The organism is Streptomyces inhibens, assembly GCF_022221585.1.
Lineage (GTDB): Bacteria > Actinomycetota > Actinomycetes > Streptomycetales > Streptomycetaceae > Streptomyces > Streptomyces inhibens.
Genome location: NZ_CP084681.1, coordinates 3,347,240 through 3,368,828 on the forward strand (window position 1 = coordinate 3,347,240; position 21,589 = coordinate 3,368,828).

General features: G+C 71.7%; 21 protein-coding genes and 2 tRNA genes. 7 read left to right on the forward strand and 16 right to left on the reverse strand.

Translation table 11 applies throughout. From position 1 onward, the window contains the following. Nucleotides 1–110 precede the first annotated feature (110 nt). Nucleotides 111–183, reverse strand: a tRNA-Asn gene (locus tag KI385_RS15445). A gap of 5 nt (nucleotides 184–188) precedes the next feature. Further along, nucleotides 189–261 (reverse strand) — tRNA-Asn (locus KI385_RS15450). A gap of 219 nt (nucleotides 262–480) precedes the next feature. Here KI385_RS15450 and KI385_RS15455 point away from each other — a divergent pair. Continuing rightward, entirely contained in the window at nucleotides 481–780 is a 300-nt protein-coding gene (locus KI385_RS15455) for a YtxH domain-containing protein (protein WP_238572796.1), read from the forward strand. Between the two features lie 79 nt (nucleotides 781–859). Further along, nucleotides 860–2,341, forward strand: a complete 1,482-nt coding sequence (locus KI385_RS15460) for an FGGY family carbohydrate kinase (RefSeq protein WP_238572797.1) — start codon at nucleotides 860–862, stop codon at nucleotides 2,339–2,341. 61 nt (nucleotides 2,342–2,402) lie between these two features. On the opposite strand, the gene KI385_RS15465 is transcribed toward KI385_RS15460, so the two are convergent. The 8 genes from KI385_RS15465 to KI385_RS15500 all read right to left on the reverse strand — a co-directional run bounded on the left by KI385_RS15465 (nucleotide 2,403) and on the right by KI385_RS15500 (nucleotide 12,638). After that, nucleotides 2,403–3,752: an RNA polymerase sigma factor gene (locus KI385_RS15465; protein ID WP_238572798.1), complete on the reverse strand. Its 1,350-nt coding sequence runs from the start codon at nucleotides 3,750–3,752 to the stop codon at nucleotides 2,403–2,405. Between the two features lie 157 nt (nucleotides 3,753–3,909). Further along, nucleotides 3,910–5,829 (reverse strand): DNA primase, encoded by a 1,920-nt coding sequence (gene dnaG, locus KI385_RS15470; protein WP_238572799.1) that lies wholly within the window; start codon nucleotides 5,827–5,829, stop codon nucleotides 3,910–3,912. Nucleotides 5,830–5,964: 135 nt separating this feature from the next. Continuing rightward, complete coding sequence (locus tag KI385_RS15475) at nucleotides 5,965–6,981, reverse strand: threo-3-hydroxy-L-aspartate ammonia-lyase (RefSeq protein ID WP_238572800.1); 1,017 nt, start codon at nucleotides 6,979–6,981, stop codon at nucleotides 5,965–5,967. 9 nt (nucleotides 6,982–6,990) lie between these two features. Continuing rightward, the gene (locus tag KI385_RS15480) at nucleotides 6,991–8,310 is read right to left on the reverse strand and encodes an NAD(P)/FAD-dependent oxidoreductase (RefSeq protein WP_238572801.1); all 1,320 of its coding nucleotides are present in this window, start codon (nucleotides 8,308–8,310) and stop codon (nucleotides 6,991–6,993) included. A gap of 344 nt (nucleotides 8,311–8,654) precedes the next feature. After that, on the reverse strand, nucleotides 8,655–9,968 hold the full coding sequence (locus tag KI385_RS15485) for a deoxyguanosinetriphosphate triphosphohydrolase (RefSeq protein ID WP_238572802.1): 1,314 nt from the start codon (nucleotides 9,966–9,968) through the stop codon (nucleotides 8,655–8,657). Next, complete coding sequence (locus KI385_RS15490) at nucleotides 9,965–10,909, reverse strand: sirohydrochlorin chelatase (protein WP_238572803.1); 945 nt, start codon at nucleotides 10,907–10,909, stop codon at nucleotides 9,965–9,967. Before KI385_RS15490 ends, KI385_RS15485 begins: the two co-directional genes overlap by 4 nt. A 161-nt stretch (nucleotides 10,910–11,070) precedes the next feature. After that, nucleotides 11,071–12,096 (reverse strand): adenosine deaminase, encoded by a 1,026-nt coding sequence (locus KI385_RS15495; RefSeq protein WP_238572804.1) that lies wholly within the window; start codon nucleotides 12,094–12,096, stop codon nucleotides 11,071–11,073. Between the two features lie 5 nt (nucleotides 12,097–12,101). Beyond that, nucleotides 12,102–12,638 carry a gamma-glutamylcyclotransferase family protein gene (locus tag KI385_RS15500; RefSeq protein ID WP_425356915.1) on the reverse strand — a complete coding sequence of 179 codons (537 nt, stop codon included), beginning with the start codon at nucleotides 12,636–12,638 and terminating at the stop codon, nucleotides 12,102–12,104. Between the two features lie 243 nt (nucleotides 12,639–12,881). On the opposite strand from KI385_RS15500, the gene KI385_RS15505 reads away from it, so the two are divergent. Beyond that, nucleotides 12,882–13,577 (forward strand): SanA/YdcF family protein, encoded by a 696-nt coding sequence (locus tag KI385_RS15505; protein WP_238572805.1) that lies wholly within the window; start codon nucleotides 12,882–12,884, stop codon nucleotides 13,575–13,577. A gap of 43 nt (nucleotides 13,578–13,620) precedes the next feature. Here the strand turns inward: KI385_RS15505 and KI385_RS15510 are convergent, their stop codons facing one another. Continuing rightward, nucleotides 13,621–14,688: a trypsin-like serine peptidase gene (locus KI385_RS15510; protein ID WP_238572806.1), complete on the reverse strand. Its 1,068-nt coding sequence runs from the start codon at nucleotides 14,686–14,688 to the stop codon at nucleotides 13,621–13,623. Nucleotide 14,689: 1 nt separating this feature from the next. Next, on the reverse strand, nucleotides 14,690–15,043 hold the full coding sequence (cutA, locus tag KI385_RS15515) for a divalent-cation tolerance protein CutA (RefSeq protein ID WP_238572807.1): 354 nt from the start codon (nucleotides 15,041–15,043) through the stop codon (nucleotides 14,690–14,692). A 303-nt stretch (nucleotides 15,044–15,346) separates the two neighbouring features. Between cutA and KI385_RS15520 the strand changes: the two genes are divergently transcribed. Beyond that, the gene (locus KI385_RS15520; protein WP_238572808.1) at nucleotides 15,347–15,715 is read left to right on the forward strand and encodes a cupin domain-containing protein; all 369 of its coding nucleotides are present in this window, start codon (nucleotides 15,347–15,349) and stop codon (nucleotides 15,713–15,715) included. Between the two features lie 104 nt (nucleotides 15,716–15,819). Here KI385_RS15520 and KI385_RS15525 read toward each other — a convergent pair whose 3' ends face one another. Continuing rightward, on the reverse strand, nucleotides 15,820–16,608 hold the full coding sequence (locus KI385_RS15525) for a sulfite exporter TauE/SafE family protein (protein WP_238572809.1): 789 nt from the start codon (nucleotides 16,606–16,608) through the stop codon (nucleotides 15,820–15,822). Nucleotides 16,609–16,651: 43 nt separating this feature from the next. On the opposite strand from KI385_RS15525, the gene KI385_RS15530 reads away from it, so the two are divergent. After that, on the forward strand, nucleotides 16,652–17,503 hold the full coding sequence (locus KI385_RS15530) for an aldo/keto reductase (protein ID WP_238572810.1): 852 nt from the start codon (nucleotides 16,652–16,654) through the stop codon (nucleotides 17,501–17,503). A 280-nt stretch (nucleotides 17,504–17,783) separates the two neighbouring features. On the opposite strand, the gene KI385_RS15535 is transcribed toward KI385_RS15530, so the two are convergent. Beyond that, nucleotides 17,784–18,242: a hypothetical protein gene (locus tag KI385_RS15535; protein WP_238572811.1), complete on the reverse strand. Its 459-nt coding sequence runs from the start codon at nucleotides 18,240–18,242 to the stop codon at nucleotides 17,784–17,786. Between the two features lie 259 nt (nucleotides 18,243–18,501). Next, entirely contained in the window at nucleotides 18,502–18,723 is a 222-nt protein-coding gene (locus KI385_RS15540) for a hypothetical protein (protein WP_238572812.1), read from the reverse strand. Nucleotides 18,724–18,816: 93 nt separating this feature from the next. Between KI385_RS15540 and KI385_RS15545 the strand changes: the two genes are divergently transcribed. Further along, nucleotides 18,817–18,972, forward strand: a complete 156-nt coding sequence (locus KI385_RS15545; protein WP_238572813.1) for a hypothetical protein — start codon at nucleotides 18,817–18,819, stop codon at nucleotides 18,970–18,972. A 350-nt stretch (nucleotides 18,973–19,322) separates the two neighbouring features. Next, complete coding sequence (locus KI385_RS15550) at nucleotides 19,323–21,020, forward strand: serine/threonine-protein kinase (RefSeq protein ID WP_238572814.1); 1,698 nt, start codon at nucleotides 19,323–19,325, stop codon at nucleotides 21,018–21,020. A 224-nt stretch (nucleotides 21,021–21,244) separates the two neighbouring features. Here the strand turns inward: KI385_RS15550 and KI385_RS15555 are convergent, their stop codons facing one another. Continuing rightward, nucleotides 21,245–21,580 (reverse strand): hypothetical protein, encoded by a 336-nt coding sequence (locus tag KI385_RS15555; RefSeq protein WP_238572815.1) that lies wholly within the window; start codon nucleotides 21,578–21,580, stop codon nucleotides 21,245–21,247. Between the last annotated feature and the right edge of the window lie 9 nt (nucleotides 21,581–21,589).

Genomic DNA, 21,589 nt, shown 5'->3' on the forward strand with positions numbered 1-21,589 from the left:
GTGAGGGCTGCCGTCGCGCGACCGCGCACGCCCAAGAGGACTTCGATCATTGGGGATTCGGTTCCACGGCACAAGAAAAAGGACCCCTTGCGGGGTCCTCGTTCTCTCTGCTCCCCCGACTGGACTCGAACCAGTAACCCTCCGGTTAACAGCCGAATGCTCTGCCAATTGAGCTACAGGGGACCGAGCTCCCCCGACTGGACTCGAACCAGTAACCTGCCGGTTAACAGCCGGCTGCTCTGCCAATTGAGCTACAGGGGATCGCTCTGTGTGCCTCGAATGCACCGCTGTCCGGGGCTCCGGACGGCGCGCGCTCGCTGCGACACATACATTAGCGCAAGCAGGGGGGTGCTCCGCCAATCGGTATCGCCTCAGGTCACCTCGGGTGATCTCCGGCCCCGGAGGGTAGGCGCGCGGCACAGCCCGGCACCCCGGTGCGTACGGCACCGGACGGGACCGACGAGAGGGAAAGGTGGAGCGATGCGCTACCGGCTCACGTTCATCGCGGGACTGGCCACGGGGTACGTGCTCGGCGCACGGGCCGGCCGCGAGCGGTACGAGCAGCTCCGCAAGGCCGCCCAGCGGGTCGCGCAGAATCCGGCGGTCCGCAACAGCGCCGAGACCGTGGCGCTGACGGGGCGGGAGACGGCGGCGAAGGCGTTCGGGGCGGTTTCCGCCAAGGTCGGGGACCGGCTGCCCGGGCCCGTCAGCGAACGGGTCCGCTCGCTGCGGGAGCAGCGCGCCTCCGACGAGGACGAGTGGGGCACGAGCAATACCTGAGGCGGAACCCGGGGCGGCACCCTCCCGGGGCAAACCCTGACTCTTTCCTTATGCGTCCCATGGGGCATCATCTGGGGCCATGGGGATAGTCGCCGGATTGGACAGTTCGTCCGAGAGCACACGGATCGTCGTCTGCGATGCGGACACGGGTGCCGTCATCAGGCAGGGGTATGCGCCGCACCCTGTCGAGAAGGGGCCCGAGGTCGATCCGCAGGCATGGCTGATGTCGCTCGGCGAGGCAGCGGGGGGTGGGCTGCTCGAAGGGGTGCAGGCGATCGGCGTCGCGGCGCAGCAGCACGGTCTGCTGCCGCTGGACGTCGAGGGCAATCTCGTACGGCCCGCGCTGGTGGGCAATGACAAGCGGGCGCAGAGCGCGGCCGCGGACCTGGTCGACTCGCTGGGCGGGCGTACCGCGTGGGCGCAGGCCGTCGGGGCGGTGCCGCAGGCGGCGCACCTGGTGACGAAGCTGCGCTGGCTGGCGCGTACCGAGCCGGCGCATGCGGCCCGGATAGCGGAGGTCATGCAGCCGCACGACTGGCTGGCCTGGCAGCTGCTGGGGCGGCCGGCGCGGCGTACGACGGACCGCGGCGGGGCCTCGGCGACCGGGTTCTGGTCGGCGGCGACCGAGTCGTACCGGCCGGATCTGATCGAGCTGGCGCTGGGCCATCAGGTGCGGCTGCCGGAGGTGCTGAGCCCCTCCGGGACCGCCGGTTTCACCCCGGAGGGGTTGCTGATCTCCGCCGGTACGGGCGAGACGATGGCGGCGGCGTTCGGGCTCGGCGTCGGGGAGGGTGACGCCGTGGTGTCGCTGGGCGCCTCGGGGTCGGTGTTCGGGATCCATCACGAGGCGCTGGTCGATCCGAGCGGCACGATCACCTCGTTCGCGGACGCCACCGGGCGGCATCTGCCGGTGGTGCACACCAGCAACGCGGTGCGGGTGCTGCGCGGTGCCGCGGAGATGCTGGGGACGGATCTGGAGGGCCTGTCCGATCTGGCGCTGAAGTCGTCGCCCGGTGCGTACGGCATGGTGCTGCTGCCCTATCTGGAGGGCGAGCGGACGCCTCATCTGCCGCACACCGCCGGGTCGTTGCACGGCATGCGGCGGGAGAGCATGAAGCCCGAGCATCTGGCGCGGGCGGCCGTGGAGGGCATGCTCTGCGGACTCGCGGATGCGCTGGATGTGCTGCGCGGGCGGGGTGTGGCGGTGCGCCGGGTGTTCCTGCTGGGCGCGGCCGCGGAGCTGGGCGCGATCCAGGCGGTGGCACCGGGGCTGTTCGGGGTGCAGGTCGTGGTGCCGCAGCCGGCGGAGTACGCGGCGCTGGGTGCGGCGCGGCAGGCGGCCTGGGCGTGGGGGGTCGCGCACGGCACGCTCACCCCGGCCGCCGGCGCGGAGGCCGGGCCGGCCGGCGGGCCCGTGTGGATCGATCCGCCCCAGTGGCCGGCGGCCACGAGCCAGGTCTTCGAGCCGGGCGACGAACTGCCGGTCGGGCAGGCGGTGCGCCAGCAGTACGGGGCGGTGCGCGACGAGGCGCATCCGGGGGCGTTCCAGCGGGAGGCGTGACGTAGGGAGGCGTGACGTACGGAGGCGCGGGCGGACCCGGGCCTGTCCGTACGTTGCGCGCTCAGTCCAGATAGCCGCGGAGCTGGTCGGCGAAGGCGTGGTCGCGGAGTTTGTTGAGGGTCTTGGACTCGATCTGGCGTATGCGTTCGCGGGTCACGCCGAAGATCCGGCCGATCTCCTCCAGGGTGCGCGGGCGGCCGTCGGCGAGGCCGTAGCGGAGCTGGACGACCTTGCGTTCGCGTTCGCCGAGGGTGGACAGGACCGCGTCGAGGTGCTCGCGGAGCAGCAGGAACGCGGCGGATTCGACCGGTGAGGCGGCGTCGCCGTCCTCGATGAGGTCACCGAGGGCGACATCCTCCTCCTCGCCCACGGGGGCGTGCAGCGAGACCGGTTCCTGGGCCAGTCGCAGCACCTCGCTGACGCGTTCCTCGGTCAGGTCGAGGTGGGTGGCGACCTCTTCGGGGGTCGGTTCGTAGCCGCGTTCCTGGAGCATCCGGCGCTGGACGCGCACCACGCGGTTGATCAGCTCGACGACATGGACCGGGACGCGGATGGTTCTGGCCTGATCGGCGAGGGCGCGGGACATCGCCTGGCGGATCCACCAGGTGGCATACGTGGAGAACTTGTAGCCGCGGGCGTAGTCGAACTTCTCGACGGCACGGATCAGTCCGAGGTTTCCCTCCTGGACGAGGTCGAGCATGGTCAGGCCGCGGCCGACGTAGCGCTTGGCGACGGAGACCACCAGGCGCAGGTTGGCCTCGATCAGACGGCGTTTGGCCATGCGGCCCAGGACCACCAACTGGTCGAGTTCGTAGGCGAGTTGGGAGGCCGGGTCGGGGGTGTTGGTGAGCTTTTCCTCGGCGAAGAGACCGGCCTCGACGCGGCGCGCGAGCTCGACCTCCTCGGCGGCGGTGAGCAGCGGGATCCGGCCGATCTCGCGGAGGTACTGGCGGAAGAGGTCGGAGGACGGGCCGCTCGTGTCGGCGCGGGGCGCCGGCTCCGACACCGGTTCCGTCTCCGACACCGGCTCCGTCTCCGACACCGGCTCCGTCTCCGGCTCCGGCTCCGGCTCCGGCTCCGGGGTGATCTCCTCGGTGAGCATCTCGGCGGCGGGTGGTTCGGCCTGCTGAGGCACGGTGAGGGGCTCGGTGACCGGGTCCAGGAGCGGCCCGGCGACCGCTCCTGCGACGGGTTCCGTGACCGGCTCCGTGACCGGTGGTGTGGCGGCCGGCGCGTCGGCGAGGGTCCGGGTCTGCACGGGGGCGACCTCCAGGGTGATCGCAGCTGAGGCGGCAGAAAGGTCGGGCACGGTTGCGGCCGAGCCGCCGGCCGTCCCGTACGTCAAGAGCGGTTCCGCGGGGGTTTCCGGTGCGGTGCGACCGGACCCGCCGCGCTCCGAGGACTCAGGCACCGCTCTCAGTGTGGAGTACGACACACTCCCGCCACGAGGGGCGTGCGAGCACTTTTTGAGTCCGGTCCGTGACCGAACGGCTACCGCGGGGCGTTTCCCGGGGAGTGGCGGACGCGCCGGGTGTGTTGTCCGGGCACGTTGGTGACGGGTGACGCGCCTAGAGCGCCGCGTAGCCCCGCTCGCGCAGGGACTGGCCGTACTGCTGGAGGACCCAGAGTTCGTTCTGTACGGCGGCGAGGTGTTCGGGGTCGGCGCGGGGGCCGAGGCGCTGGAGGGTGCCGCGGATTTCGGTGATGCGCTGATTGACGGCGGCGAGGCGGACGGCGACCAACTGGACGCCGGCGTAGGACTCGTCGGGATCCCGGCGGGTGTGCAGGGGCTCGACGGCGAGCTCGGTGACCATGGCGCGGACGGTGTCGTCGGGGGCGGCCTCGCGCACCCGGGGGACGTAGGCGCTGTCGGCGGCGCCGGCCGCGGCGCCGCCGGCGTCCTCGATGCACTGGCGGACCGTCGCGTACGGCGGCGCCGTGAACTCGTCGGTCCCGTAGGCGTCGAAGGCCGGGGAGACCAGGTCGGGGCGCTGCAGGGCGAGCTTGAGGAGCTCGCGCTCGACGCGGTGGGCGGGGCTGCGGAGGTTGAGCGCCGGGCCGCGCGGGCCGGGCGCGGTGCGGGCCTGCTCGGGGGGCGGGGCCTGGCCGCGGCGCTGCTGGCGGCCCTGGTCGGGGCCGCCGCCCTCGCGGCCGCGCTCGCGGGCCCAGCGGGCGAGCTGGCTGACCCGGCGGACGACGAACTGGGTGTCCAGGATGCCGAGCATGCCGGCGAGCTGGACGGCGGATTCGTGCTGGATGGCGCTGTTCTTGATGTTCGCGACGATGGGGGCGGCCTCGTCGAGGGCGGCGGCGCGGCCGACCGTGGTGTCGAGGTTGTGCCGGGAGACGACATGGCGCAGCGCGAACTCGAAGAGCGGGGTGCGGGCCTCGACGAGATCGGCGACGGCCGCATCGCCCTTGGCGAGCCGTAGATCGCAGGGGTCCATACCGCCCGGGGTGATGGCGATGGAGGTCTCGGCGGCGAACTTCTGGTCGTCCTCGAAGGCGCGCAGGGCGGCCTTCTGGCCCGCGGCGTCGCCGTCGAAGGTGAAGACGACCTCGGAGCCGGAGTTGTCCATCAGGAGGCGGCGGAGGATCTTGATGTGGCCCTCGCCGAAGGACGTACCGCAGGTGGCGAGGGCGGTGGTGACGCCGGCCAGGTGGCAGGCCATGACGTCCGTATAGCCCTCGACGACCACCGCGCGGTTGGTCCTGGCGATCTCCTTCTTGGCGAGGTCGATGCCGTAGAGGACGTGGGACTTGCGGTAGATGGGGGTCTCGGGGGTGTTGAGGTACTTGGGGCCGTTGTCGTCGTCGCGGAGCTTGCGGGCGCCGAAGCCGACGACCTCGCCGGCGATATCGCGGATCGGCCACATCAGACGGCCGCGGAAGCGGTCGATGGGGCCGCGGCGGCCCTCCTGGGAGAGGCCGGAGAGGACCAGCTCCTTGTCGCTGAAGCCGCGGCCGCGCAGAAAGCGGGTGAGGTGGTCCCAGCCGGCCGGGCTGTAGCCGACGCCGAAATGCTGGGCTGCGGCCTGGTCGAAACCGCGCTCGGCCAGGAACTTACGGGCGATCTCGGCCTCGGGGCCGTCCAGCTGCTCGACGTAGAACTGCGCGGCGGCCTTGTGGGCCTCCACCAGGCGGGTGCGCTCGCCCTGCTGGCGGCCGGGGGTGTAGCCGCCCTCCTCGTAGCGCAGGGTGATGCCGGCCTGGGAGGCGAGCCGCTCGATGGTCTCGGCGAAGGAGAGGTGGTCGATCTTCATGATGAAGTCGACGGTGTCGCCGCCCTCCTGGCAGCCGAAGCAGTGGTAGAGGCCCTTGGCCGGGCTGACGTGGAAGGACGGGGACTTCTCGTCGTGGAAGGGGCACAGGCCCTTGAGGTTGCCGCCGCCGGCGTTGCGGAGCTGGAGGTACTCGGACACGACGGCGTCGATCGGGACCGCGTCCCGTACCGCCTTCACGTCGTCATCGTTGATCCTGCCTGCCACGCGTGAATTCTACGGCGGGGGTCGGACACTCCCGGCCACATGTCGGTTCGTGAGGCGGCTCCACCCCGGTCATGTGTCGGTTCACGAGGCGGGTCGCTCAGGTTGCGGGACGCGGGCGGGCTGGCGATCGGTCGGTCAGCCCAGGAGTTCCATGAAGCGGTCCAGGCCCACGTTGCCGCCGGAGATGATCACGCCGATGCGGGGTGGCAGTGGGTCGATGCGACCGGCGAGGAGGGCGGCCAGGGCACTGGCGCCGCTGGGTTCGGTGACGATCTTCAGGCGTTCGAAGGCCAGCTTCATGGCGGCGCGGATCTCGTCGTCGCTGACCAGGACGACGGCGTCGACGAGGCGCTGGTTGATGGCGAAGGTCAGTGCGCCGGGGGTGTCGACGGCCTGGCCGTCGGCGATGGTGCGCGGGACGGGGATGGTGACGGGGTGGCCGGCGGCCAGTGAGCGGCGGGTGTCGTCGCCGGTCTCCGGTTCCACGCCGATCATGCGGATGCCGGGGACGAGTGCGGTGGCGGCGGTGGCCGAGCCGGCCATCAGCCCGCCGCCGCCGACGGGCGCCAGCAGCGCGTCGAGCCGGCCGGTCTCCTCGATCAGCTCCAGGGCGGCGGTGCCCTGGCCGGCGATGATGTGCGGATGCTCGTACGGCGGGATGAGGGTCAGGCCGCGTTCCTCGGCGAGCTGACGGCCGAGGGCGACGCGGTCGCCGGTGTAGCGGTCGTAGCGGACGATCTCGGCGCCGTATCCGGCGGTGGCGTCGGTCTTGGACTTCGGGGAGTCCTCGGGCATCACGATGACGGCGTGGCTGCCCAGCTCCCGGGCGGCCAGTGCGACGGCCTGGGCGTGGTTGCCGGAGGAGTAGGCGGCGACTCCTCGGGCCAGCTGCTGCGGTGACAGCCGGGAGATGGCGTTGTAGGCGCCGCGGAACTTGAACGCGCCGACGCGCTGGAAGTTCTCGCACTTGAGGTGGACCTCGGCGCCGACCAGCTCGTCGAGGGTGCGGGAGCGCAGCACCGGCGTGCGGTGCGCCACGCCCGCCAGCCGCCGGGCGGCGTCCCGTACGTCGTCGAAGGTGACGACCGGGGCGCCGGACCCGGAGCCGGCGGGGTGGGCGTGGTCGGTGGGACCGGTGGGGCTCTGCGTCATACGCGCACGCTACGGGAGCAGCGAGGTCAGCGGAACCTCCGGATCGGCCAGCGCGTCGGGCTCCAACGGCGCCCCGGAACGGATCAGTTGCTGGATGGGTTCGGCGACGTCCCAGACGTTGACGTTCATCCCGGCGAGCAGCCGGCCGTCCGCGCCGAGCCAGAAGGCGATGAACTCCCGCTTGGCGACGTCACCGCGGTAGACGACCTGCGCGTACGAGCCGGGCGGGGCGTAGCCGGAGTACTCCATGCCGACGTCGTACTGGTCGGAGAAGAAGTACGGGATGCGGTCGTAGCTGACGTCCTGGCCGAGCATGGCGCGCGCGGCGGCCGGGCCGCCGTTGAGGGCGTTGGCCCAGTGTTCGACGCGCAACCGGGCGTCCAGGAGCGGGTGGTCGGCGGCGGCGACATCGCCGGCGGCGTAGATGTACGGGTCGGAGGTGCGCAGCGAGGAGTCCACCGCGATGCCGCCACCTGTCGAACCCGTGCGGTCGACCAGGTCCAGGCCGGCCTGTTCGGCGAGCGCGGTGCGCGGGGCGGCGCCGATCGCGGCGAGCACGTCGTGGGCGGGGTGTTCCTCGCCGTCGTCGGTGCGCACCGCGAGCACCATGCCGTCCTGCCCGACGATCTCGGTCAAGCGGGCGCCGAAGTGGAAGCGGACGCCGTGTTCACGGTGCAGATCGGTGAACAGGCCGCCGAGTTCGGGCCCCAGGATGCCGTGCAGCGGTGTCGGGGCGGCCTCGACGACGGTGACCTCGGCGCCGTAGGAGCGGGCCGCTGCGGCGACCTCCAGGCCGATCCAGCCGGCGCCGGCGATGACCAGATGGCCGTTCCGCCTCGCTCCGTCTCGGCTCTCCTCCGTGTCTTCGGGTGCCGAGCTGTCGCGGCCGAGGGAGGCCAGTACGCCGCGCAGCCGTTCGGCGTGTGCGAGGCGGCGCAGATGGTGTACGCCGGCCAGGCCGGTGCCGGGGATGTCCAGGCGGCGCGGCTCGGCGCCGGTGGCCAGCAGCAGCTTGTCGTAGGCGATCAGGGTGCCGTCCCCGAGGCGTACGGTCTTGGCCTCGGGGTCCAGGTGGACGGCGGGCTGGCCCAGGTGCAGCTCGATCTGTGCCTGGGCGTACCAGGCGGGTTCATGGACGAAGACGCTGTCGCGCTCCTCCTTGCCGAGCAGGTACCCCTTGGAGAGCGGGGGGCGCTCGTACGGGTGGTCGCGCTCGTCACAGATGAGGATCACCCGGCCGGTGAAGCCCTCCGAGCGGAGAGTCTCCGCGGCCTTTGCGCCAGCCAGGCCACCCCCGACGATGACGAACGTCTGGTGTGCGTCGACCACTTGCTTCCTCCTCGTTGCGGTGCCGTACGTCCGCGTCCGCGTCCGTAAACGCCCCCGATGTGCCCCCGGATTGCTTCCCCCGTTGATGTGTGCGGTGCGGTCGGGGTTCCCGTTCGCTGGTGATTCGGGGTTTCCCGTGTGCTGTTGTCAGGGTTCGCTGCTCGTTGTTGCCCGTGTGGTGCGTGCGGTGGTGCGTGCGCTGGTGTCAGGGTGGTGTGTGCGGTGGTGCCACGGTGGTGTGTGCGGTGTTGTCAGGGTCTCCGTTCGAAAACGGTCGTCTTCGAGGGTCGCCTTGAGCGTCCCGCACGGAGCGTGAGGGGGGAAGAGGGGCATCCCCCCTAGGGTCACCCTCGGTTGTCCCTGGCGTTACCAGGGCGACGGGTGAGCCGGGCGTGCAGAGAGCGGGCCGAGGTGTCCGTCAAGGCCGCGATCTGATCGATGACAGCGCGCATACGGGCGGTGTCGTCGGGGGCCGTGTCGAACAGTGAACGGAACTGCGGGTCAAGGCCGTCGGGGGCGCGGGCGAGCAACGCCTCGGCCAGTTCGGCGATGACCACGCGCTGGTCGGCGCGGAGCGCCTCCTGGTCGGGGCGCTGCATGACGTACCGGTCGGCGACGGCTTTCAAAACGGCGCATTCCAGCCGCGTTTCGGCCGGAACCACCAGCTCCGCCCGGTAGCGGGTGAGCCGACCGCTCCCCCACCGGGCCCGGGTCGCGCCCTCGGCCGCGAGGCAGAAGCGGCCGATCAGCTGGCTGGTGGCGTCCTTGAGCCGGGCCTGGGCGAGCGCGGAGCCGTCGTAGCCGTGCGGCCACCACTCCTGGTCCAGGAGGCGGTCCAGCGCCGCGGCCAGCTCCTCGGGGTCGGCGCCCGGCGCATAGCGCGCACCGGCGACCGCGAAGATCTCGGCGCGTTCGGCGTCGGCGAGCAGCACATTGGGGTCGAGATGGCCGGCGTGCAGCCCGTCCTCGACGTCGTGCACCGAGTACGCCACATCGTCGGACCAGTCCATGACCTGTGCCTCGAAGCTCTGTGCTCCGTCGGGCGCGCCCTGCCGGAACCACTCGAACACCGGCAGGTCGTCCTCGTACACCCCGAACTTCGGCGACGCGGGGTCCTCGGGGTGGGCGCCGCGCGGCCAGGGGTACTTGGTGGCGGCGTCGAGCGCGGCGCGGCTGAGGTTCAGGCCGACGCTGACCGTCGAGCCGTCCGGGGCGGACACGAACCGTTTGGGCTCCAGACGGGCCAGCAGCCGCAGCGACTGGGCGTTGCCCTCGAAGCCGCCGCACGCCGCGGCGACCTGGTTGAGCGTCTGCTCTCCGTTGTGCCCGAAGGGCGGGTGGCCGAGATCGTGCGCCAGACAGGCGGTCTCGACCAGGTCCGGGTCGCAGCCCAGGGCGGCGCCGAGTTCCCGGCCGACCTGGGCGCACTCCAGGGAGTGGGTCAGTCGGGTGCGCGGGCTGGCGTCCCAGGCGTGGGTGTGCCCGCCCGGGGTGACGACCTGGGTCTTGCCGGCCAGCCGGCGCAGCGCGGCGGAGTGCAGCACCCGGGCGCGGTCGCGCTGGAACGCGGTGCGCCCGGGCCGTTTGTCGGGTTCGGGGACCCAGCGGTCGAGGTCGGCCGCGGTGTAGCCGGGGATGGTCGGTGGTGTGCCCGTCATACAGCGACGGTAGCCGCCCTGGTGCTCTCGGGGTCGGATCCGGTACGTGCGAGGAGTGCCTGGTCGTAGCGGTGCAGTACGAGACGGGCCAGTGCGGGGTGGTCGCCCAGGGGTGCGGCGGCGATCCGGGGGGCGGCGGCCGCGCACTGGGTGGCGAAGCGGCCGGGTGCGGTGAACAGGCCGGCGACGGCGATCCGGTCGTGGCCGCGGGCGGTCAGCGTACGGACCGCTTCGGTGACGGTGGGGGCGGCCGCAATGTCAGAGGGGCGACGCGCAGCGTCTCGCGCTGGGGTGGTGGCGGGCGACGGGTGGGCGTAGGCGGGGAGTACGGGGAGGCCACCGAGCCGGGCGGAGAGCAGCCGGGCGGTGTGTTCGGTGTCCTGGGCGGAGCGCGCGGAGCGGGAGCCGGCGGCGGCCAGGACCACGGCATCGTGGCCGGACCGGGGCCGGCCGGCGGGGAAGCCGGCTTCCAGCAGGCGGCCGTGCAGCGCCTCGGCGAGGAGGGGGTGCGGGCCGAGGGGCGCGGCGATCCGCCCGGTCAGGTGCGGTGCGGCCGCGAGCGCGTCGGGCAGGTCGTGGGTGACGTGAAAGCCATGGCCGAAAAGCAGCGGTACGAGAACGGCCTCGCCGTGCAGCTCCGCGAGGGTGTCGGCGAGCAGCGGCCGGTTCAGCTCGATGTGCCCGAGCCGTACGGGCAGGCCGGGGCGCAGCGCACGGACCCGGTCGAGCAGCGCACGGACGGTGGGCAGGGCGCGGGGGTCGCGGCTGCCGTGGGCCACCGCGACGAGGGTGGGGACGGGCGAGGCGGAGTGGCTGAAGCCGCGCAGCCGCACCTTGCTGAGCCGGCTGCTCAGCTGTGCGGTGATCTCGGCGGCGAGGGCTGCCGAGCCGAGGTCGATCGGGGCGGCCGGGGCGGGATCCTGCGGTATCGACGCCGTCATGGCGTGAGCCTGGCAGCCGGGCGTTGCGGGACCGTTTCCCCGCGGCGAACTTCGTGTTCCGTCCGGCTGCCACCGGCGGTGGCCCCGTGGCAAGGACGGGCGGCAGCGGACAACTCGTGCCCCTGCCGCCCGTGGGCCCGGGCCGATCCGAAAAACCCGCCCTACGCCTGGTGTGCGTCCACTTCCTTCAGGTACTTCTCACGCGTCGCCTCATCGAGGAAGGAGGCGCGGAAGGAGTTGCGGGCGAGGGTGCGCAGCGTCTCCTCATCGAGGCCGAGGGCGTCGCGTACGGCGGTGAAGTTGTCGTCCGCGTAGCCGCCGAAGTAGGCCGGGTCGTCGGAGTTGACGGTCACCAGCAGGCCGGCGTCCAGCATCGCGGGCAGCGGGTGGTCGGCGAGGTCGTCGATGACCCGCAGCCGGACGTTCGACAGCGGGCAGACGGTGAGCGGCACCTGCTCCGCCGCCAGCCGGGCCACCAGCCGCTCGTCCTCCATGCAGCGCACACCGTGGTCGATCCGGTCCACACCGAGGATGTCCAGGGCCTCCCAGACGTAGGCGGCGGGCCCCTCCTCCCCCGCGTGCGCCACGCACTTGAGCCCGGCCTCCCGGGCCAGCGCGAAGACCTCCTTGAACTTCTCCGGCGGGTGCCCGACCTCGGCCGAGTCCAGGCCGACGGCGGTGATCCGGTGCAGGTGCGGGCGGGCCGCCTCGAAGGTCGTCAGGGCGGACTCGGCGCTCTCGTCGCGCAGGAAGCACATGATCAGGCGGGTGCTGATGCCGTAGTTCTCCTGGGCCCGGTCCAGCGCGCGGGCCAGGCCGTTGACGACCGTGCCGATCGAGATACCGCGTGCGGTGTGCGCCTGCGGGTCGAAGAAAATCTCGGCGTGCCGTACGCCCTGCTCCTTGGCACGGGCGAGATAGGCGTCCGCGAGGTCGGCGAAGTCGTCCTCGGTGCGCAGCACGGCCATCAGTGCGTAGTAGAGGTTCAGGAAGGACTGCAGGTCGGCGAAGGAGTAGGCGCGGCGCAGCTCGTCCTCGGTGGCGTACGGCAGCTTGACGCCGTTGCGCTCGGCGAGCGCGAAGGCCAGCTCGGGCTCCAGGGTGCCCTCGATGTGCAGATGCAGCTCGGCCTTGGGCAGCGGCTTGGGGGCGGATACGTCGGAGGGAGAGGCGGGAGAGGAAGCCACGCGGGTCACACCTGTTCTGCGGTACGGGAAGGGGCCTCGGTACGGGAGGAGTCGTCCAGGTTATCCGGGGTGCGGTCGGATCCCGCGGCGGCACCGGGGCGCCGGGAGCGCGCGGCCGGGTCGCTCAGCCAGTCGCCGCTGGGGAGGGAGGTGCCGGTGGCGCGCAGCCGGGCGGCGAGGGGGTCGGCCGCCAGGTAGACCCAGGCCCGTACGGTCCTGCCGTCCGGGCACACGGCCTCGGTGACCACCCGCTCGTAGAGGTTCGACGGATCGCCGGGGGTATAGCCCTCCAACCGGTCCAGCGCCGTGCGCACCCGGTCGTAGTCGGTGTCGCGGGGCCGCACGAGGGCGCCGTGCACCACCGCCTCCGCGGGCCCGGCTGTCGCGTACGGATAGCCGGGGCCGTCGTACAGCAGCGCGCCGCCGATCCGGGCCGGCTCCTCGGACGTGGTGCGGCCGCGCAGGGACCGGGCGTGGTTGGCCTCGCCGGGGCGCAGCGTTCCGTAGACGAAGAACGGCAGACGCTCGGGCTCGGTGGTCATGGTCGGGCATTCCTCTCCGGAACTCGCCGGGACTCGCCGGGGCTCGCCGGGGCTCTCGTGGACTCTCCGGGACATGGTGCTCCTCCTGCCACGATGCCAGGTCACGGTGCAACCATCACCGCCCGGCAGGCGTCGCTGCCTGCGAGATCGAACGCGATCGGGACACACCCCGACCGGGACACACCCCGATCGGGACACACTTCGATCGGGAACACCAGGCGCGATGACGGACGGGGGCAGCGGATGCGAGGGCTGGCACGGCGAATACGGGGTGGTGCGGGCCGCATACGGCTGCCGCGGACGCGGCGCGGGTGGCGCCGCACCTACCAGTGCGTCGTGGTGCTGACGGTGCTCGCACTGGCGCCCGCGACCTGGCTGAATGCGACCGCCGGCCCCCGTGTACGCAGCGTCGCGGACGCGCCCGCCGCGCCGGTCGCCATCGTCTTCGGGGCGGGCCTGTGGAACGGCGAGCCGTCCCCGTATCTCGCCCACCGGCTGGACGCGGCCGCCGCGCTGTACGACCGGGGCACGGTGCGCGCGGTCCTGGTCACCGGCGACAACAGCCGACACGACTACGACGAGCCGGACGCGATGCGCGCCTATCTGCTGCGGCACGGCGTGCCGGCCCGGAAGATCGTCAGTGACTACGCGGGCTTCGACACCTGGGACTCCTGCAGCCGTGCGCACCGGATCTTCGGTGTGGACCGGGCGGTGCTGGTCAGCCAGGGCTTCCACATCCGGCGCGCGCTGGCACTGTGCGCGGCGGCCGGCATCGACTCCTACGGCGTCGGGGTCGCCGCCCGACACGATGTGACCTGGGCGTACGGCGGCGTCCGGGAGATCTTCGCGGCCGGGAAGGCGGCGGCGGACGCCCTGCTGCGGCCCGATCCGCATTTCCTCGGTCCGCACGAGAAGGGGGTGGCGGAGGCGCTGCGCTAGCGCCCCCGCCACGGGGTGGGCGGGCGTGGGGCCCGCTCTCCGGCTACGCCTGCGAGGCGCGGGCGTAGAGGGCGAAGATCTTCCCTCCGAAGTACGGGCTGTAGGAGGTCCGGTCGCTGTTCGGGCCCTTGGGGCCACCGCCGTTGAGACCGCCGATCAGCCCGATCAGGTGGCCGGTCCCGCTCTCCTCGTCGAAGTCGCGCAGCCAGGGGCTGCCCGAGGTGCCGCCGTAGAACCCGCCGCAGTCCATGCGCAGTTGGCGGGTGCCGGTCAGCCGTGCGGTGCGGGTGGCGCAGCGTACGGCCCGGTCCTCCGGGTCGTTACGGACATTGGGGTAGCCGACGACGGTGACATCGTTGGTGTAACCAGGCGTCGGGGAGAGGGTGTTGCCGCCGGTGACGTCCTCCAGGGAGCGGCCGTCCTCGGCGGCGGCGACGGTGGCGAAGGCGAAGTCCAGATCGGCACCGGCGCCGCTGGTACCGCCCTCGGGGTAGGCGAAGGTGTCGCCGATCGCCCACACCCCGTACGGCTGGGTCGCCGCGCCGGAGCGGTACTGCGGGACGAAGGCGGCGTGGGTGCCCGGGTTGCAGTGCCCGGCGGTGAGGATCAGATTGCGGTGCGGGCTGTGCACCACACTGGCGGTGCAGTGGTGCGCCCGGGCGTCCCCGTCGACGGAGAACAGCACGCCGACGGATCGGACGCCGTCGAAGTGCCGTGCGGTGGCGGCGCGTTGGGCCTTCACGGCGGCGGACGGAGCCGGGCTGCCTGCCTTGGGCGTGGCTGCGGAGGAGGCCGGGGTGCTGCCGGTGGGGGGTGCGGCAGGGGAAGCCGGAGCCTCGCCGTCGGGCGGTGCGGCGGCCGCCATCCGCTCGGACGTCCAGTAGGCGGCGGCGTCCCGGCTGCTCCAGACCGTGTCGGGGGCGGGGCTGGGCCTGCCGGCATTCGGCACGGCGCCCCGGGCGTCCTCGGCCGCGTGGCCGACCGGCGCCGTGGCCAGACACATCACCATGCCGACCGCGGCCGTCGCCGCTCTCCTCCACCGCCGCACCTGGGCGCGCCGCTCCAGACCGGCCCGCTCCGCGCCGGCGCGCCCCGTGTCGTCTCGCTCCACGTCAGCTCGTCTCCTCTGCGACCCAGGACAGATAGCCGGTGCCACCGCGGGTGATCGGGGTGGCGATGATCTCGGGGGTTTCGTAGTCGTGTGTTTCGAGGAGATAGGCCTCAAGCACCTCGTATCGGGCGTCGGCCGTCTTGAACAGCACCTGCCACTCCTGATTGGTCTCGACCGCGCTCTCCCAGCGGAAGACCGAGGTCACCGGCGCGCTGATCTGCGCACAGGCGGCGAGCCGGGCCTCGATCGCACCGCGCGCCAGCCGTACGGCCTTGTTCTCGCTGTCGGTGGTCGTCATGACGGTCAGGAAACCGGCGGGGTCGGGCGGTTCGTGCAGGGCACTGGGGTCGGCCACGGTTGCGCATCCTTCGCGGTGGGGGACGGGAAGAGGCAGGCGGACGGGACCGCACCGGTCAAGCACGCTTGACCGAGTGCGCCGGACCGCCTCGCATCGTACGGACCGAGATGATCATCCCGTAAGTGACGGGACCGCCCCGCGGCGGTATGCACCCGGACGCCGTCCGTCCACGGACGAACCCCCCGGTTGCGTCCGCCCGTGCAACGGCAACGATGGAAGGGAGCACAGCCAGCCAGGGGCCACGGTGCGGTTGGTTCGCGGTACCGCGCGCCCACCGTCCGCATGCGAAAGGCCGGCATCATGGACGACCTCAACGCGCTCGCCCGCCAGCAGCTCGACGACGCCAAGGCCTCCCCTCACGGGCGCAGCGCCCATCTCTTCCTCCACGACGGCCCGCTGCGGCAGACCGTGATCGCACTGATCGCGGACGCCGAACTGAACGAGTACAACGCGCCCCCGGCGGCGAGCCTGCAAGTACTTCAGGGGCGGGTCCGGCTGACCGGGCCCGGCGGCAGCCAGGAGCTGAAGGCCGGTCAGGTCGCCATGCTCCCGCACGAACGGCACGGACTGCGGGCCATCGAGGACTCGGCGGTGCTGCTGACAGCCGTCCCGGAGGTGCCGGCGCGGGCGCGCGGCGCGCTGCACGCGGCGGCGGGGGCACGGGGTTAGCACCCCCCGCAGCCACCACCCTTCAAGGTATTCATATTTTTCTGAATGTTATGCAGGTCGATGGGAGCGGCCGGGCCGGTGCCGGCAGGAGTGGCCGGGGCCGGTCAGACCGCCAGCCACTGGTCGTAGGCCAGCTTGCACAGCAGGGCGACGACCACGACCACGAGGACTCCGCGTACGAACCCGGCGCCGCGTTTGAGCGCCATCCGCGCGCCCACCATCCCGCCGACGAGGTTGAACAGCGCGAGCAGCGCGCCCAGTTGCCACAGCACGGTGCCCTGGATCGCGAACATCGTCAGCGCCCCGACGTTGGTGCAGACATTGACGACCTTGGCGGTGGCCGAGGACGTGACCAGGTCCATGTGCAGGACGGCGGCGAGCGCGATCACCAGGAACGCACCGGTCCCGGGCCCGATCAGACCGTCGTAGAAGCCGATCCCGAGGCCCGCGATCAGCACGGCCGCCAGTACGCGCTTGCGGGAGACCGGTCCCGACGGCGCGGGGGCGGTGCCGAAGGCCGGGCGGAAGAGGATGAAGGCGAGCACCGCCAGCAGGACGGCCATGATCAGCGGGCGCAGCACCTCGCTGTTGATACCGGCCGCGAAGAACGCCCCGCCCAGCGAGCCGGCGATCGCGGCGAGGCCGATGCGCAGCGCGGTACGGACATCGACCGGGGCCTTGCGGACGTAGGTGATCGCGGCCGCTGTGGTGCCCACGATCATGGTGGACTTGTTGGTGCCGAGGACATACGCGGCGGGCGTGTGCGGCAGGCCGAGCAGCAGGGCGGGGAGCAGCAGCAGTCCGCCGCCGCCCACCACGGCATCGATCCAGCCCGCGGCGAGGGCGGTCAGGCAGAGCAAGGTCAGGGCGAACAGCGATATGTCAGGGGGCACCGGGTGATCTTATGAACCGTGTGCCGTTCTAGGCTCCGGAATCATGGATGCTGAGACTGTCTTTCCGATCGGCGGAAGCCTCCCGGTGCGGCGGCTGGGGTTCGGGACCGGCGGGCTCGTCGGCCCCGGCTACTGGGGGCCGCGCCACGAGGACCCGCGGCGGTCCGTCGCGCTGCTGCGCCGGGCCGTCGAGCGCGGCGTCACGCTGATCGACACCGCCGACAACTACGGCCCGGACGTGGCCGAGGAGCTGGTGGCGCGCGCCCTGCACCCGTATCCGGAGGGGCTGGTGATCGCGACGAAGGGCGGGGTGGTCCGTACGGGCCCGGACGTCTGGCATATCGCGGGGCGGCCGGAGCAGCTGCGCGCCATGTGCGAGGCGAGCCTGCGCCGGCTGCGTACCGACGCCCTCGACCTCTATCAGCTGCACCGGCTGGACCCCGAGGTGCCGATGGCCGACCAGCTGGGCGCGCTGACCGAGCTCCAACAGGCGGGGAAGATCCGGCACATCGGCCTGGACAGCATCGGCGTCACGGAGCTGACACAGGCTCAGGAGATGGCTCCCATCGCGTCCGTGCAGAACCGCTACAACGTGCTGGATCGCGCCTCGGAGGACGTGCTGGAGCTGTGCGAGAAGCGGGGCACGGCGTTTTTGCCGTGGTTCCCGTTGGGCAATGGCGCGCTGACCGGCACGGCGGGCGAGGCGCTCGCCGCGGTCGCCGCCCGGCACCGCGCGACCACCGGGCAGATCGCGCTGGCCTGGCTGCTGCACCGCTCCCCCGTCCTGCTGCCCACCCCCGGTACGGGTGCGCCCGCCCACCTGGACGAGAACGTGGACGCGGCGGACATCGCCCTCACCGAGGAGGACATGGCGCAGCTGAACGCGCCGGCGTAGCAGCTCACGGGCGCCACGGACTGCGGAGCGAGGCGCGTAGAGACGTAGAGAGGGGGTGGGTGGAGTGCGGGTGCGCATGCAGATGCAGGTACGGGGTGTCGGCCTCGGCGGTCACGGTGCCGAAGCTACGGCCAGGCGGCCTCGAAGCAGCAGGTCAGCCCCTGATTCCCGTTCTTTGAGGCCGCCTTGAGGATCGCCTGACCGCAGGTTGAGACCGTGGGCTGTTGCCCGCCCGTCAGCATGGGGCGAGAACTCTGCAAGCGCGTGGCTCGCCTCAGCCTCAGCCGATGGTGGCACCGGTGCTGGTGGCACCCGTGGTACCGCCGTCCTCACCGCCGATGGTGGCACCGGTCGTGGTCGCACCCGTCGTACCGCCGTCCTCACCGCCGATCGTGGCACCGGTCGTGGTCGCACCCGTCGTACCGCCGTCACCACCGCCGATCGTGGCACCGGTCGTGGTCGCACCCGTCGTACCGCCGTCACCACCGCCGATCGTGGCACCGGTCGTGGTCGCACCCGTCGTACCGCCGCCACCACCACCGATCGTGGCACCCGTCGTCGTCGCACCCGTCGTACCGCCGCCACCACCACCGATCGTGGCACCCGTCGTCGTCGCACCCGTCGTACCGCCGCCACCACCACCGATCGTGGCACCCGTCGTCGTCGCACCCGTCGTACCGCCGCCACCACCACCGATCGTGGCGCCGGTGGTGGTGGCACCCGTCGTCTGGCCCGGCACCTGTAGTGCCGACGATGTGGCCGTTGTCTGAGGCGCTGCATCAGCGCCCATCGCGGTTATCGCACCCACCGTTCCGGTGAGTGTCACGGCCAGGAAAGACGCGCCGATCACGTGGGGTATGCGCTTCCGGATGTTTGTCGCCATGATGCCTGCTCCTGAGTGGATGGACCGTGGGCACCTCCAGGGTGGGAGGTCGGCCATGACCGCGGTGTTGATCCGGCGTGACCCTCGCGTGACGCCGCACAGCGCGTGGCTTGCCTCAGCCGCCGCCGGTGGTGGAGCCGGTCGACGTGGTGCCTGTGGTGCCACCGGTGGTGGAGCCGGTCGACGTGGCGCCTCCACTCATGGTGGTCACGGCCGTCAGACCACCATCAAGCGTCACACCATCGGTCTTGCCACCCCCACTCATGGTGGTCACAGCCGTCAGACCACCATCAAGCGTCACACCATCGGTCTTGCCACCCCCACTCATGGTGGTCACAGCCGTCAGACCACCATCAAGCGTCACACCATTGGCCTTGCCCCCCCACCGATGGTGGTCACAGCCGTCAGACCACCATCAAGCGTCACGCCCGTGCGTCCGCTGCTGCTGGTGGTGGTACTGGTCGTGGTGGCGGCCGTGGATCCTCTGCCTGGCAGCCTGCATCCCGGCGGGGAAGTGACGACCTTGCCGTTTACGACGCGGGTCTGGCAGATCACCTCTGGTGACGACGACGTCGCCTTTGCCTGAGGCCCTGTCTCAGCGCTCATCGCGCCTATCGCGCCCACCGTTCCGGTGAGCGTCACGGCCAGGAAAGACGCGCCGATCACGTGGGGAATGCGCTTCCGGATGTTCGTCGCCATAACGCCTGCCCTTGAATGGAGGGGCCGTGGGTACGCTCCATCAGCGTGCGAGGGCGGCCATGACCGCGGCGTTGATCCGGCGTGACCCCGCCGTGACGCCGCCCAGTACGGGCACAAGGAAGCCCCCGCCTGCATGCCAACAAGGCCCACACCCCAGGTAGTTGCGCAAGTACGGGTCAATCGGCCGCACCGCTCGTATCCTGGCTCCGGCATGCTCAAGTCCCAGGGGGGTGGGCGTTGGAACGTGGGGAGTTGGTCGCGGGCCGGTACGAGCTGATCAAGCGGCTCGGCCGTGGGGCCATGGGCGAGGTGTGGGCCGGACGGGACCACAGTCTGCACCGCGATGTCGCGGTCAAGCTGCTCGCCCTCCAGGATGCGCCCCACCCGGAACTGGCCCTGCGCTTCGAACGCGAGGCGGTGGCTGCCGCGCAGGTCAACCACCCCCACGCGGTCGCCCTCCATGACCGCGGCGTCCACGAGGACGCGCTGTTCCTGATCATGGAGAAGGTCGAGGGCGCCACGCTCGCCGAGCACATCCGTGACGAGAGCCCGATGCCCCCCGCCCGCGCGCTGGAGATCGCCTACGGGATCTGTGCGGCACTTGTCGCCGCGCATCGGGCCGGTGTCATCCACTACGACATCAAGCCGCACAACGTGATGATCACTCCCGACGGGCATGCGAAGGTCGTCGACTTCGGCATCGCCGGGTTCATCCAGACCATGTTCACCGTGATGGGTTCCTCCCAGCTGACTCCTGCCGGCACCCCCGAGTACGGCGCGCCCGAGCAGTTCCTCACCGAACGCGGCGATGCGCGTTCGGACCTGTACGCGTTCGGCGGGGTGCTGTTCGCCATGCTCACCGGCCGGCCGCCCTTCACCGGGCACAACGCCTTGGCCCTCGTGCGCCTCAAATTGGACGAGGACGCACCCTCACTCGCCTCACTGCGCCCGGACTCGCCGCCCGCGCTGACGGCGCTGGTCGACGAACTCCTGGCTCGTGATCCTCAGCGACGCCCCGAGTCGGCACGGCAGGTCCTCGAACGCCTCGGCCGCCTCCGGACCGCCCTCACCGCCGATGGCCAGGTCACGGAGGGCGGTCCGACCGAGGCCCGCACAGTACTGCTGGCCAGGACGGCCGGGGCGATGAGGGCGGTGATCGCCAAGGCGACCGTGCCCGCCCGGGCCTCGCTCACACAAGGCGTCCGCCGGTCACCGCAGTCGCCCGCGGAGACGACAGTCCGAACGCGGCGCCTGCCCAGCTCCGCCCGGCCTTTCGACGCGACCTGGACCGGCGAGGAGCGGCTGTCCACCTACGCGGACAGACCGAGCAGCTTCCGTGCCTCGTTCTGGGCCGTGGGCTTGTCGTTGGCGGCGGCAGGAATGATCTACTTCCCGTTCGGTACGGGGCGCGTCCAGATGGGACCTGAGTGGGCCCACGGCAACCCGTGGGCGGTCCTCGTCATGGTGGGGGGCATTGTCGCTCTCTGCGCGCTCGTCGCGGTCCTCGTGGTAGTCGTGAACATGTTCAACCAGGTGCGGCACGCGCTCCTGCGCACGAAGAGAGCCGGATGGGCGCTGCACGTCGGCCCTCAAGGCATGGTGACCCACAGCGCCGCAGGAACGCACGAGTTCCCCTGGGACCGGATCCAGCGCGTCGCCATCGAAGCGATCCAGGGGTCACCGGCGTATCGGTACACCGGAGTCCACATCGACCTCGCACCTGGCGCCACGCGGCCGACGATGATGCGACCGGCAGGATGGATCTATCCCCAACCACACACGGTCAAAGTGCGCCCGACCGGGAGGATCCCCATCTGTGTCCTCGGCCCGATGACGGAGCGGCAGCGGACCGACCTGATGGAAGCCCTCTCCGAGTACGGCGGCCAACGGTGGGTGCCGTCACCCTCCTTTGTATCGCTGCCCCTTGATCTTTGATCAAGCGTGTTCTGTGTGCCGCCACCGCCCTGTAGAACACGGTCAAGAACCACGGGTTTCGCCGGGATGCCGCGAACCCTGCCGGCCTGCGCGGCGGCAGATCGTGCACGGGAACGGGCACGGCCGCACGGCGTTGCCCGCAGGCATGTGGACCACGGCGGGCGACTGTTGAGGCAGGCGGGGCGCATCGGTGTCGCCCCGCTCATGTGCGGGGGTCGCGTGCGTCATCCGAACGCCTCCGCCGGAAGCTGCGGGCCGCTGCCGTCCTCGTGGCGGAGTGCGGGCAGGCGTGCGCCCCGGCTCGTCGCGACCCGGTGTACGTCGGCGAGTGCTTCGGTCAACTCGACGGCCAGCAGGTGGAGTTCACCGGAGGTCCAGTTCCGCCCGCCGAGGACGCGCCGCGCCTCGTCGATGAGTTCGCCGGCCAGGCCGAGTTGCACCGCTTCGATGTTGTCAGCGATGCGGGATACGTAGCCGATGCCGTCGCCCACGAGGAAACACGGCTTACCGTCCGGGCTCGTCCACGGCAGGAGCCGCGCACCGTCCATTGCGTCTGTCATGTCGCCAAC